Source organism: Kineococcus radiotolerans SRS30216 = ATCC BAA-149 (assembly GCF_000017305.1).
GTDB classification, from domain to species: Bacteria; Actinomycetota; Actinomycetes; order Actinomycetales; family Kineococcaceae; genus Kineococcus; species Kineococcus radiotolerans.
Window position 1 is genome coordinate 1 of sequence record NC_009806.1, and the last position, 13,144, is coordinate 13,144.

Annotated in this window: 13 protein-coding genes; 9 read left to right on the plus strand and 4 right to left on the minus strand. The window is 68.2% G+C overall.

Going from position 1 to position 13,144, the window contains the following annotated elements; genetic code table 11:
• The 8 genes from KRAD_RS22775 to KRAD_RS22805 all read left to right on the plus strand — a co-directional run.
• On the plus strand, positions 1–393 hold a 393-nt coding region (locus tag KRAD_RS22775), incomplete at its 5' end, for a histone-like nucleoid-structuring protein Lsr2 (protein WP_049821568.1).
• A 348-nt stretch (positions 394–741) separates the two neighbouring features.
• Positions 742–1,299, plus strand: a complete 558-nt coding sequence (locus tag KRAD_RS22780; RefSeq protein WP_012002048.1) for a hypothetical protein — start codon at positions 742–744, stop codon at positions 1,297–1,299.
• Between the two features lie 300 nt (positions 1,300–1,599).
• The gene (locus KRAD_RS22785) at positions 1,600–1,947 is read left to right on the plus strand and encodes a hypothetical protein (protein ID WP_012002047.1); all 348 of its coding nucleotides are present in this window, start codon (positions 1,600–1,602) and stop codon (positions 1,945–1,947) included.
• 309 nt (positions 1,948–2,256) lie between these two features.
• The gene (locus KRAD_RS22790) at positions 2,257–3,966 is read left to right on the plus strand and encodes a hypothetical protein (RefSeq protein ID WP_041293762.1); all 1,710 of its coding nucleotides are present in this window, start codon (positions 2,257–2,259) and stop codon (positions 3,964–3,966) included.
• A gap of 146 nt (positions 3,967–4,112) precedes the next feature.
• Positions 4,113–5,543, plus strand: coding sequence for a hypothetical protein (locus tag KRAD_RS22795; RefSeq protein WP_157874002.1), 1,431 nt, complete (start codon positions 4,113–4,115; stop codon positions 5,541–5,543).
• 67 nt (positions 5,544–5,610) lie between these two features.
• Complete coding sequence (locus tag KRAD_RS26730) at positions 5,611–5,778, plus strand: hypothetical protein (protein ID WP_203417793.1); 168 nt, start codon at positions 5,611–5,613, stop codon at positions 5,776–5,778.
• A 111-nt stretch (positions 5,779–5,889) separates the two neighbouring features.
• Positions 5,890–6,714 (plus strand): serine/threonine-protein kinase, encoded by an 825-nt coding sequence (locus KRAD_RS22800; protein ID WP_157874003.1) that lies wholly within the window; start codon positions 5,890–5,892, stop codon positions 6,712–6,714.
• Positions 6,711–8,108 carry a hypothetical protein gene (locus tag KRAD_RS22805; protein ID WP_012002041.1) on the plus strand — a complete coding sequence of 466 codons (1,398 nt, stop codon included), beginning with the start codon at positions 6,711–6,713 and terminating at the stop codon, positions 8,106–8,108. Before KRAD_RS22800 ends, KRAD_RS22805 begins: the two co-directional genes overlap by 4 nt.
• Here the strand turns inward: KRAD_RS22805 and KRAD_RS25380 are convergent.
• Entirely contained in the window at positions 8,032–8,793 is a 762-nt protein-coding gene (locus KRAD_RS25380; RefSeq protein WP_157874004.1) for a BadM/Rrf2 family transcriptional regulator, read from the minus strand. The two genes, KRAD_RS22805 and KRAD_RS25380, sit on opposite strands and share 77 nt — an antisense overlap.
• Before the next feature lie 219 nt (positions 8,794–9,012).
• Between KRAD_RS25380 and KRAD_RS22810 the strand changes: the two genes are divergently transcribed.
• Positions 9,013–9,897, plus strand: a complete 885-nt coding sequence (locus KRAD_RS22810) for a nuclease-related domain-containing protein (protein ID WP_012002039.1) — start codon at positions 9,013–9,015, stop codon at positions 9,895–9,897.
• A gap of 136 nt (positions 9,898–10,033) precedes the next feature.
• Here the strand turns inward: KRAD_RS22810 and KRAD_RS22815 are convergent, their stop codons facing one another.
• From KRAD_RS22815 to KRAD_RS22830, 3 genes are all read right to left on the minus strand, one after another.
• A complete protein-coding gene (locus KRAD_RS22815; RefSeq protein ID WP_012002038.1) occupies positions 10,034–10,483 on the minus strand; it encodes a hypothetical protein in 450 nt (149 codons plus the stop codon).
• A 776-nt stretch (positions 10,484–11,259) separates the two neighbouring features.
• On the minus strand, positions 11,260–11,586 hold the full coding sequence (locus KRAD_RS22825) for a hypothetical protein (RefSeq protein WP_238985872.1): 327 nt from the start codon (positions 11,584–11,586) through the stop codon (positions 11,260–11,262).
• Positions 11,587–12,016: 430 nt separating this feature from the next.
• The gene (locus KRAD_RS22830; RefSeq protein ID WP_012002034.1) at positions 12,017–12,919 is read right to left on the minus strand and encodes an alpha/beta hydrolase fold domain-containing protein; all 903 of its coding nucleotides are present in this window, start codon (positions 12,917–12,919) and stop codon (positions 12,017–12,019) included.
• Between the last annotated feature and the right edge of the window lie 225 nt (positions 12,920–13,144).

The window sequence follows — 13,144 nt, forward strand, 5'->3', positions numbered from 1 at the left end:
TGGAAGAACTGCTTCTCGCTAATCCCCACCCTCAATGCGTCGACCATCTGTCACCATGCCCCCATGGCCACCCGCACCACCACCCAACTGACCGACGACATCGACGGCAGCCCCGCCAGCGAACGCCTCGTCTTAACCCTCGACGGCACCGATTACGAGATCGACCTCAGCAGCGACCACGCCCGCCAACTCCGTGCCGGCCTCGACGTCTTCATCCAGCACGCCCGCCGCACCGGAGCTCAGACCATCGGACACCGCGACAACTACAAGCGCACGACACTGGCCCCCGACCACCGCATCATCCGCTCCTGGGCTCGTACCCACGGCCACCCCGTCACCGCCACCGGCCGCATCAGCCCCACCGTTCTGCGCGCCTACCAAGCTGCCCACTGACCCCCACCCCGCCCGCGCGCGCCGGCAAGGTCTACGAGCGCTGGGAGATTAGCCGGCTGCAAGTGAGTGACATGGTGACCAAGGTGAACGGTGAATGACGTAATCGATAGGCGATCGACGCTGGTGCCTTCGCCGATGCCACGGCGCAGTCCTCCCACACCCGGGAAGCGCCCACCAACACTCTCGCCATCCCCCCACACCCGTGCTCTCAACGCACCGGTGTGGCAGGCTCAGCCCAGAGTGAAACGGAACAACCCCTCAGCCCGATGACGTTGCATCCACCGGGTACAAGGACACCCCGGTGAACCGGCAGCTGCAGCAGACATCTGAGCAGGCAGGAGTGACGACGTGCCCCGCACCACCCGCGCCACGACCGCCGCTCGCATCAACCTGCGCATCAACGCACGCCGCGCCACCACCGACGGCCTGACCTCCTTCGCCACCCTGGCGCTCCTGCCGCTGCTCGCGCCGGCCAAACCCGGCGAACGTGCTCTCCTCCTGCTCGCCGCGGTGCCTGCCGCCGCGATCTTCGGCTACCTCGCCGGCTACGCCGCTGGCTCTGCCACCGACCTCAACGTCGCGCAGCAGAACCTCCAGCAGCGGGCCGCTCAGCTGCAGGCCGCCCACCGCAGCGCCTCCACCACCGCCCAGCCTTCTGCGCCGGTGATCAGACTCATCAGTGAGCCCATCCCCCCGTCAGGGTCCAGCTCACCCGTAGGCCGCGGCCACCTCGCCGGCCTCGCCCGACCCCCAGCCCAACAGCAGCACGAGCAGCAGCACGGGCTTCACCTGGTGCCCACCCCCACCCGCGAAGCCACCTCGCCGGCCGCCGAAGCCCCCACCAGCGGGACCGGCAACAGCAGCCCCCACCTCAGCCTCATCATCACCCAGCACCCCGCCAGCTGACAGACCAGCGCGGCTCAAGCACTCCCCTCAAGCGAGCAACACCACCCCTGACCGTCCCACCGGTCGCCTCACCAGGCCCGCCGCGCTCAGCAGGGCACCGAGGCCGCAGACACAGACTCACGGGCAAAGCCCCAGACCCGGCCCACCAAGCAGCAGGGCCGCCCGCACCTCCCCCCAGCGCCCTCACTGCACCCCACCCCCAGGCTCCCCACCCCCAGGCTCCCCACCCCCAGGCTCCCCACCCCCAGGCTCCCCACCCCCGGACTCCCCACCCCCGGACTCCCCACCCAAGGACCCGCCATGACCCAGACCCCCACCCACCAGCGCGCAAGCGCCGACACCAGCGCCGACACCAGCGCTCATGTCAGTGCCGGCGTCACCGCCCTCAGTGGCGCCACACCCGAGGATGAAGACCCCGCCACCCGCGCCGCCCGCGCCCGCCACACCAACACCCAACGCGCCGCCTACGCCGCCCAAGCCCTGCAGCACCACACCCGCGCCAGCCACAGCCACGCCGAAGACCTGCAGCAAGCCCTCGTAGAGCTGCTCACCGACCTGCACCACCTCTGCCACACCTGCGACCTCGACCTCGCCCCCCTCTACCAAGCCGCCACCCTCGTCTACGACCGCGAAGCCCACGCCGCCTGACCGGCCCCCTTTGCAACCAGACCATGCTGCCGCTGGCTGCAGACCACACAGCTGCTCATGAGGACGGGTCTGTCAGGACGTTCAGCACCCACCTCATGCACTCACCCACCACCGCTCGCAGCACCGCCAGCAGGACTGGCAGCCGCCAGCTTCTACCGGTGGAGGCAGGCGCCGGCTGACCGCTCGGCTGCCCTGCTCGTCGGACATCGGGACCCTCATGACTACTCATGACTCCAGCCTCAAGGCGCTTGAAGGGGGCTGGCTAAGTCTCGATGTCACACATTGGCGCTGATGGCGCATGATGGCCTCGTGGGTCGCACCCCGGAGACCAACATCCGCCTCCCCGCCGGCGCGGTGACAGCCCTCAACTCGCTCGCCGCCCATCGTGATCAGGGTCAGGCCGCCACCCTCCGTGAGCTGCTCAGCGACTACGTCGACCGCCAGCAGGCCGTCCCGGCCCAGGACCGGCGCGCGCATATCTCGACCGTCCTGCGCTACCCCTCCCGCAGCCACCGCCACCCCAGCAGCCTTGACGACGACGTCACGACACGGCAGATCCGCATCCGTGCTGATGCTGACCTCGTGGAACGGGCGCGATCGCTAGCCCTACGCCTTCCCGGCCAGCCTGAGCGGCGGGGGCAGCGCGACTACCAAGCCCGCACTCTGACCGATGCCGTTATGACGGCTATCGCCTTCCACGCCACGATCAAAGACGACTTCCTGCATGGGCTGCTCCCCTTAGTCCGCCACGGCGCAGCGCATGGTCTGTGGCGACTAACCATCGCCGCCACCCTGACCCGCGCCGAGAAGGAGGCGCAAGCAGATGCGGAGACCGACGATCTTGCCGCCCAGGTCGCTTGGCACCTGGAGAACATGGACGTCGCCTGGCACCACTACAGCCGCGTCCGAGCCACCCGCAACCTGGCTAGAGTCCTGCTGCACGGTCCGAATGCGTGCGCGAATGAGCAGGACCTCTATGCGCAGGTTGCCGGGGGATGGTGGGAACGGGCTTTGGCCGACCTCGCCGATTCAAGTAAGCACGATGAGCATGAGCTTCTGGAGCTCTTCCCGTCCGAGAGCGATGAGTGGGGTACAGCCGGCATGGAGGGCCGCGGTGGCACCGCCGTCTGGCGAGCGCGACGCTTGAGCACCCTCGCTACCGTCGCCGGCTGGCTCTCCGATCTCGAAGCTCCACTCCTCCTGATGCAGCCCCCCGGCTGGACCCTTGCCGCCCCGCCCAACTGGCGGGCTATGGTCACCGCTCCATCCAGAGCGATTCCTCACCCGTGGGTCAGCCTGGTTGAGGAACGTCGAGTTCTGGCGCTACGGCGCGGCAGCCAATGGGTCATTTGGCCTCTCACCCCCGCAGGCAAACCCGTCGAAGGTGTCCAATCCGCTCTGCATGGACTACAGACCGGCGAAGTTTCGCGGCGCCACAGTGACGAGGAGCTCGCTGAGGCACTGCTCGTTCACGCCGGTGAGGATTTTATCGCTCCTCTGTACGTTCCCGTCCTACGAGCTCAAGCGGCCGGCTTTCTCACACCTGAGGAAGCCACGCGCATACAGTTGGAGGCGCGTAACGCTACGCAGGCGAGGATGCGTGCCGTCCTAACTTCTGGTCATCCCCAGCTCACCCCAGCGGTGGCGAAGCAACTCCGCGGTCTACAGAACTCCCCGTACGCCTTTGCTGACGTGTGTGCCCGAAACCGCATCCCGTTCACCATCGAGTCAACCGCTCGGCTATGTCCACCTGTCTCCCTCGCGCAACTCATCGATAATGGCGCTTCCCCCGAGACCCTGCAGTGGATGGGTACTACCATGCTCCGCGCACGACTGCGGGGATTACGTCACTCCCAGCACGCCGCTTGGCTCGAGGCCCTCACCAAACCCGGTGAGGCCACCAGGAACCGGCGAAATACTCAACGGCTGCGCCGATCTCTCGAACTTGATGGCGACCCGGATCTCATCATTAAGCAAGACCCGGACCAGACGGCTGACGAGACACCAATACTTCCCTGATGCAGCAGAATCCGCTCCTGCACGGCAACTCTGCTCCGCTTCCGCGAGCTCGACCTGGAGCAGCTGTCATGGCGGAGTATCCCGGGTCGTAGGTCGATCCGTAGGCGCCTGACCTCTGCATGAGTGTTGAGCACTATGCTCCCCTCATGTGGCGTAAGAAGCCGGAGCATGTCGACCTCAGCGCGGACATTGCGTTGACGACCACACTGCTCTCTCAGCCGCTGGACTGGCGGGTGCGCATCGTTGAGCACGTCGAGATTGACACCGCCACCAGTTGCCGGCGTCGTCGCTCCCTGCAGTCAGCTCCACTGCGTGATCTCCTGCCCGTGAGCGCCGCGAGTATCGCCGCCGGAGCCAAGACCGCATTGGTCGTACTGAACGTCGCCTCCGTGCCGCGTGGCGCTCTGCTCGACCTCGACCTCGACGGTCCCGACGACGCGGCTGCCTTCCTGCTTCCGCGCGCTGAGATCGCCCGCCGAGAAGCTCACTACTTGCATGCCCTGGCCCACGATGCCGGTCTTTTTGTCGACGACAAGTTGCAGATCCTGTTGGAGACGATGCTGGCCTACACCACCAGCGCCTACTGGAACCTGTCCAGTGCGTCTAGCCTGTCAAAGCTGGCGCGTGCATACCTTAGTGACGGTTTCGCCGAGACGCTGCCCGAGGAGACCGTTCAGCGGTGGTTACGACTGGACAAGCAAATCGCTGCCGAACTGGCACCTTTGACCGAGCCGGGTCCCGGGCTGAGCCCGATGGAGCACCCACTGCTGTCCCTGCCCTTCCTACCCGGCATTGCCGACCCATCCCCTCACCGGCTGACCGATGTTGAAGACCTTCTGGTGAGGTACCTGCGGCTGCTTCAGGCCGCGGCGAGGGGCCGCCAGGGTAGCCGGGGTGGGGCCGCCCAAGAGCTGCTGGACTCATTGGCCGACTACGGCCGTAACTACGACATGCTCGTGGCGACCACGGTGCCCCTGGACGAGCCTTTCATGATCAAATACTCAGAGCGACGCGACCTGCAGTTCTCCTGGTGGGACAACCGTGCACAGCAAGACCTTGTGGTCAGTGACGCACTCAGCAACCACGTCGTCTTGACCGTGGATGACCCCAACGTCCGCATCACTCCCGCCACGGCGGCTACCGCCGTGGGCCAGGACACGGACGCCTTGGGCGCCTTCACCACTCGCCGCAGCGCCCAGACCCACGCCATGTACGCCCACAACCTCGACCGCGACTACAAGATCACCTTGCGGTTTCAGCTGGCTCCGCTGCGCCGGTTGCAGTACGTGATCTACCTGGTCTCGGTCCTGCTGCTGCTCCTGGCTATAGCGATCGCCTACGAGGCTCCCCACGAGCTGGCTGACCTAGCGCTGATCGTGGGCCCCAGCGCCTTGGCTGCCTCCGCCCTGCTCAACCGCGAGCCCAGCACGCTCGGATCCCACTTGCGCCGGCGCAGCACCACCGTGCTCAGCACAGCGTTGCTCATCCTGCTGATCGTGGGAGCGCTGTCCTACGTCTGGCCCTACCTGGTGTCCGACACCTGGGCACACCTCAGGCGTCCCTTCTGCGGCGCCTGACGAGCCTCACGTCCATCCTTGCCCCTGCCCCAGGCGCTAAAGTGGCTCAAGACCCTCAGGAGGAGTCATGGCCAAGAACACCGGGCGGAGCTCGCGTGCTGGTGCGGTTGACAATCGCACCCAGGTGAAGGACGCCAGGGCGGGCATGTGGCTCAAGCGGGACACCACAACAGGCCGCTTCCTGCAGGCCAAGACCAGTGGTGGCTCCTTCAAAGGTGTCTCGAAGGGGAAGTGAGTCCCTGTCGCGCTAGCCCCCTGGCGCCTCACCGCGGGTGATGATCACCGATCTGGCCTGACCGCAGCGGATCACCTGACAGTGGCGGTAGGTACCGATATCTTGCGCTCTGTGAGCGCCCCCCGCTACGACGCCGCCACTGTGGCCAAAGCACTCGGCGTCGGCACCGTGGACTTCCTCGGAGACGGAACCTTCGGCGACACCTGGCGAGCGGGTGATCGAGCCGTCAAGATCATCTGCGTCGATGGCTACCCTCCGGAGCGCGTTGCCCGCGAGGTCGACGGCTTGATGAGGGTGAGCAGCTCCCACGTCGTGCGCCTCTTCGAGGCAGGTCAGGTGGTGCTGGGCGGGCGCCCTCGTCCGGCGCTGCACTTCGAGTACGTCGACGGCGGCGACCTGCAGGGTCGCCTCGAGGCCGGTCAGCGTCCCACGCCGCAGCAGACCGAGGCGCTGCTGCGGGGTCTGCTCACCGGAGTGCGGGACCTGCACTCCGCCGACGGCACCGTGCACCGCGACATCAAGCCTTCGAACGTCGCTCTGCGCGGTGGCATGTGGGAACAGCCGGTCCTTCTCGACCTGGGCCTGGCGCGGTCGTCCACCGAGCAGACGGTGACGATCTACCCCTCTCTGGTGGGGACCACCATGTTCATGGCGCCCGAGCAGCTGCGGCAGGAGCGAGCCCGCAAGGCCGCTGACCTCTTCGCGGTGGGCGTCACCGTGCGAGCTCTCCTCAGCGGCCGCCACCCCTTCTACGACGACGGCGTCGACCTCACCTTCGACGAAGCACTGCAGAAGATCCAAGCGGGTCCCTTCCCCTTGCCGGCGGACCTACCCCAGCACGTGACCACCGTGCTCGACCTCCTGGTGAGCTACACGCCCAACCAGCGCGGCAGCGCCACCAGCAACCTGCGACGCCTGGAGGCGAACCCCGCGTGAGCACACCCCACGACTGGGACGACGAAGCCGGCTTCGAGGACGACGTCCTTCCCGACGCACCAGCCGATGAAGCCTTGGACCTACCCGAGGACGACCAGCCGCAGCAGCTGGCGCTGACCCCCGACGGCTCGGTGCTGACCCTGACCGGCCCTGGTGCGGGCACCGTGACCCGGCCGCCCCAGCCAACCCGGCCAGTAACGACCACGCCCGCGAACCCCCAGCAGCAGGGAACGGTCCAGACGAGGCTCGCGACCCGCGATGAGGCCTTGGACGGGCAGGCCCCGCTGCTCCTGGTCCACCGGGCCTACCAGAAGGCACAGCTGCTGCCTCGCGTCCTGGGCAGCATCCTCGCCGCGACCGGCGGTCAGACCCGTCTCGGGGCCGTCACCCCCCTGCCCCGCTCCACCAAGGACAGCAACACCACCTGGCTGGCCAGCTGCGCGGCGGCCTCGGTGCGCATCGCCGACCCGATGGGCTTCAAGCTCGACCCCCGCATCATCCCCGGCGAGGCACCCTCACCCCGCAGCCTGGGCTGGTGGCCCTACCTCGCCAGTGACCCCCTCAACGTGGCCGACGTCCTCGACGCCCAACGTCAGGTGGGGGCAAACCTGCTTCTCTCGCCCGGACGTGGCATCGATCCCGGCGACCCGCAGACCAGCCTGGACAGGGCCTTCGCCGAAGCCGATCAAGCACTGTCACGCCTGCAGAGCGGCGAGCGCCTGGGCTTGAACATCACGCTGCCACGTGCCTGGTTGAGCACGCCTGTGCTGCGGGACCGCCTCCTCGATCAGCTGCTGGACCAGGAGCAGTTCGACATCTGGTACCTGCGGGTGCAGTGGCCCTCGACCCTGCGCTCCACCGAGCAGCCCGTCGAGGAGGCCATGCTGCAGGGCTACAAACGGCTGGCGCAGCTGGCCGCAGACGAGGAGCGCACGCTGCTGCTGCCCCAGACGGGGCTGACCGGGTGGCTGCAGCTCGGCTTCGGAGCGGCCGGCTTCGGCTCGGGCTTGCCCGGCTCAGACCAGGCGTTCAAGGAGCCGATGGGCGGTGGAGGCGGAGCGACACCCATCGAGCGGTACTTCGAGCCCACGCTGCTGCACTCGGTGGAGCGCACCGTGCACGACGTGCTACGCGCAGGGGCCGGCTACGTGCCGTGCGCCTGCCCCTACTGCCCCGCCCTGCACGCCGCACCCGACTGGCGACCAGAGCTCGCTGCCTTGCACCACCTGCACTGGATGGGGCGCCTAGCCGCTGACGCCTCCTCGACTGGACGCGGCGGTCCCGGTGGTGCGGTGCGTCGGACCGTGCGAAGCGCGATCAGTGCCGCGGCGAGCCAGCCGCTGGCCGGGTTGAGCCAGCCGCGGCACCTCGCAGTCTGGGATCGTCTCCTGTAGAGGCCAGCAGCACCTCGCCGAAGACGCGTGGCACCGGCCCGGACACGCAGCCCTGCAGGTGCAGGCTCACCGCCCGTTCCACCAGCAGCTCCCGGTCCGGCTGACGGGCACGGTTCACGCGCGGAGACCGCAGCGCCGTCAAATCACCCGCAACCGACAACGACGCCAAGCCCACGTCGTAGGCCTCGAACCAGTCCGAGTGAGAACGGGCAGCCTGCGAGGTGTGAGCATCGAGGACGAGCCATGCCTCGTCGGCAACCGCGGTGTGGCGACTGGCCTGCGCGAGACCGCGTCGCCAGTCCCGTAGCTTCGCTTCAACCGTGACGATCTTGCGCGCTAGCGAGCGCCACGTGTAGGTCGCCTGCCACCTATCCCCCACCGCCTCCAGGTGCCCACCATCGACGAGGCGAGGCAGGACCCCACGACGCAGGTGCGCAGCAGACACCATGGCCGCGTCGGCGAGCTCCGGCGTACTCAGCGGCTGCCCAGACCGAACCTGCAGTGCCAGCAAGATCCGCACATCGACTGACCCCATCAGCGGCGCCTTGCCTGCTCGCGCGGCAACGGCCCCGTGATCAAGGTCTAGCAGGACCACGTCAGGAATACCCGCGGTGCAGGGGACCTCGAACATGACTTCCGCGCCAGGCAGCAGCTGCGCCGCTTTGTAAGCCAAGGGGGCCAGCATGTCCGCCTCCGACCCGAAACGGTCAGTGACTGAAGATTGAGACCCCATGAGAGGGCAGCGTAGCTACCACCCCTGACGTGCGCCGCGAGTGCGGTCAGGTTCGTGCTGTGGCGTCACGGGAAGGCCCGCCTCCAGGTGCATCGATGCACTGTGGTTCGCGTCAGCGCCGTGGGCGGCATGAGCCTCAAGGGCAGCCTGGTCTAGGCCGATGCGGCGCTGGTGAGATGGCTGCGCGATCGCCGCGGATACGGCCAGCTGCGCCTGCCCTACCCCCGCTACCGGAGCCGGCGCAGCTCTTGGCTCGAGCAGGACCTGCGCGCCCGCCGTCGGCACCTGCTGCGCGCCAACTGGCGCGACCTGACCACGCTCGTCGTTGCCTTCGCCCTCGCAGCCGTCTCCTTCAGCTATGGAGTACGGGAGCATCCACAGCTGCAAGCCGGTGTCCTCGGGGCCTTTCTCGGCGCCGCCGCCGTCGGCGGGACCGGCTTCCTGGCGCTCATCGACGGCAGCCTGCTAGCCCGCCTCGGCCGCAGCGTCGAGAGTGACGTCGGGGATGAGCTGCGCACCACCGATGGGGTGTACGGCGTCATCAGCGCTGTCCCCTTTGAGCGCTTCGACGTCGACCACGTCGTCCTCGCCCCCAAAGGCTGCTTCGCCCTCGAGGTGAAGGCTCTCTTCGGCCGCCAGCAGAGCCTGGAGGACACCTACGGCCTGGACAGTAAGGTCCACCAAGCCCGCCAAGGCGCCACCAAGACCGCGGCCCTGCTCCGCAGCCACGGCATCCACAAGCCCGTCCGTCCCGTCCTGGTGCTCGCCGGGCCCGGCGCCCCCAACCTTCAGGGCCAGGTCGTCGACCGCGCCGGCGTCCTGATCGTCGCCTTCCGCGACAGCGACACCTGGCGACCGGTCATGGCCGGCCCGACTAGTCCTGACCAGGCCCTGCCGCTGGACACTGCGGCCAAGGCCGCCGGGCACCTGGTGACCTTCTGCGAGCGCCGCGAGCAGCACCAGCGGTCGAAGGTTCAGCAGCGACGGAGTCGGCAGGCTGGGCTCCAGCGGGGTGCACCTGAGACGCAGCGCAAGCTGAGCGGGGGCCGTCGTTGACGTCGGCCCCGCAGCGTCTGCCCCACCACAGGCGGTCATGAGCCCGAGAGCGCTGACAAGGCTCAGCGGAAGCTACCGCAACCGTTGCCTCCAGCAATTTTGCGGTCATGTCGATGACCGCTGGATCGGCACGAGCTCAGCCGCCGACCTCAGCGGCGCCCCGGTCAGCCTCGTAGACACGCCATGTGCCGTCCTCCAAAGCCGCCACACGAGTGGTCACCGAGGACCCGGCGACAGCGTGCACCTCAGTGCCGATCGGCAGATAGGCGGCATCACCCTCGCGCGGGACGAACTCAGGGTCGAAGACGATGTCCTTGATCCGGCACCGCACGCTGGCCACGACGTCCCCGACCTGCTCCTCACTTAGCACCGATCCAGGGCTGTAGTCGGTGCTGTACGTGACGCCGTCGACCACGACGAAGGGCACCCAGTCGATAGCCACCGTCTGGTCCTCCCCAGACGGCTGCGGACAGTAGTCAGCAGCCCAATCTCGCGTGGACCGCGACTCGTCGGGGGTGGAGCAGCCGACCGCCACGGCCAGCGCCACGACCGGGTACAGCGACCTGACGACGTGCTTGATCCTCATGGCCACGTCTCCTTCGATGTCGTCACCTGGAGACAGGTTCCCGCCGCCCAGCTGCGGGGGCAGCAGATTGACCGAACGCGCGGTCATCCCGCGTTGTGCGCGGTCTCGAGCTGTCGGCGACGTCGCACACCCATCAGACGCCGTGACCTATGCAGGCGTTCCACACCTGACGACGTCATCACCGCACATCCAGACCTACCGCGAGGCGGCGCATCCGCCAGCGCCATCCAGAACGGCGGATCACCAGCGTCGTCGGCAACGTAGCTTCACCGCCGCTCTCCCTTCTCCGCCGCCACGACCGCCCCGACAGCCAGCCCCGGCAGCAGCCCCATCAACGACGTGCCCACTACTGAGTCCGTCCACTCGTAGGTACTGCCGGAGCTCCACATCAGCACAACGGCCAGGAGGGCACCCGCCCCCATCCCGGCACCCGCGCCCAGAGCCAGGTAGCGCATCGCGCCGCCATCTCCACCTGACACCTCGAGCCGACGTCCACGAGGCCCGCGCCCTTCCTGCACGGTGACGCCTCGTCCTGCCTGGCCTGGAAGCCGCGACCTCACGGTCATACCACTGTCGCGGACGTCAGCCGTGGTTGCCTTCTGATTCTGCTGCTCAGGTCACGACGGCAGGTCCGGTGACCGCACTGGTAGAGCCATCGCCTCGACGGACCTCCTGAACCGGCCACCTGGACGGGGCGTCATCCCACGCGTGCCAGCTACGCGTGCCAGCTACGCGTGTCATCCACGTGTGTCATCCACGTGTGTCATCCACGTGTGTCACCCGTGTGCGTCGTGTCCTTGCTCGGCGGCGGCCGGTCCATCGGCGGTGCTGCCTGGAGCAAGGTCACCGAAAGGCGTCCAGGCCAACCACGAGTCCCGGAAGTCCGGATGGTCGCGGTGACGGGCGGCGGCGATGAGCAGGGTGTAGGCGAGGTTGTCGGCCGTCACCGCGTGGTCATGATCCACAGCCCGTTGGAAGTCACGCACCAATTCACTGTCAACCCAACGCTGGTCCATCTCCTCAGCTGTCGCGTCGGGCGGGAGCGGGTCGTGGGCGCGGGCCCAGACGAACAAAGCCACCGCACGGGCGATGTCGCCCGGCACCGGATCTAGGCCCATGGGCGCCACTGTCGCATCGCCATCAGCAGCGCCACCCACCGGTCCCAGCGAGTCGGCACCGCCAGCCCTCCCGGTGGGAACGCGGAGACGGCCCGGCGTCACACTGGGCGCTGGACCGCCTCGAACCGCCGGCTTGGACTCCCGGCGAGCGCCGGAGGCTGCAGTTGACCCGCCATCTCATGGTGCTACCCGGCACCAGCACGATTCATCGTGATCGACCGGGTACGGCCGGTGAGGCGCCGGTTGGTGAGACGTCCCGCAGCTGGCGCCCCTAGCGGTGCCAGTCAGCCCGGCCACGGCGAGGCCGGTCTGAGCATCGCCGTGGACCTCGCCCTTGCTGATGGACGCCGCACCTGTTGATGGACGCCGCACCTGGTCACCCGGCGGCCTGCGGGTTCTGCTCGCCGTACGACCGTCACCGCCGGCACGCGGTTCTGAGACCTTCCACCACCGCCTGCGCCGCTTCGCGGCCCGCACGGGTCGGCACCAGGGGGTAGACGTGGACTTGACCGGACGCTTCGTGGAAGTCGACCTGGACACCGGCGCTGCGGGCCTTGGCCACCAGCAGGTGAGCATCGGGGTTGAGGATGTCGCGCGTTCCGCTGAACACGCTTAACGGGCCCAGCCCCGTGAAGTCTCCGAAGAGGGGACTCACCACCGGGTCGGTCATGGGGAGCTCGCCCCGCCAGGCGTCGGCGAAGAAATGCCCCCCGGGCCGGCCAAGCCACGGGTCCGAGGGCTGCACCACGGGGATCCGGGGATTGCTCCACGTCAGGTCCAGCGCAGGAGAGATCAACACGGTGCGGGGCAGGACGATGCCTGCATCACGCAGCTGCAGCGTCGCCGACAAGGCGATCTGCCCGCCGGCGGAGTCACCCGCCAGGCACGTCGGCCCTCGGGTGTCGAAGCTGCGACGCACGAGCTCGACGACCCACTGCCCCACCTGCGCCGCGCTGCCGTAGGGCAGCAGCGGGTAGATCGGGACGGTGACCGTCACCCCCGCCTCGGCGGCGATGTCAGCCGCCAGCTTCCAGTGGTGCGGGGAGATCTGGTTCACCCACCCCCCACCGTGGACGTAGACGACGCCTCCGGTGGGTGCGGCTCCGGTGGCCGGGGTGAGCGTGTACACCGGCCAGTGCCGGTCGTGGGTGACCTCGAGGTGGACGTCACGCCGGAGCCACCGTGGAGGCCCGTAGGAGCGAGGCCGCAGGATCGCGTCCTGCAGCCGCTGCCGCGCTCCCTCGGCGGTGGCGTAGGGCCGGTTGGCCCTGCTCAGGCGCAAGTACAGGGGAACCGCACGGTCCAGAAGGTCGATCATGGTGCGCAGCTCTCCTCAACAGACCCGAAACAGACTCGACACCGCGCAGTGTGCCCCCTGCCCGGTCACGCCCGTAGACCCGATCGTGCCTGCAGGCTGCCTACGTCTCCAGGTAGGACCAGCTCGCGCAGCAGTCCGTGAACCCTGATGCGCCGCCCGACTGCGGTCGCACTAGAGGTGTGGCACGGACGGCGGGATGACCATGAAGTCGGTCGCCAGATGTCA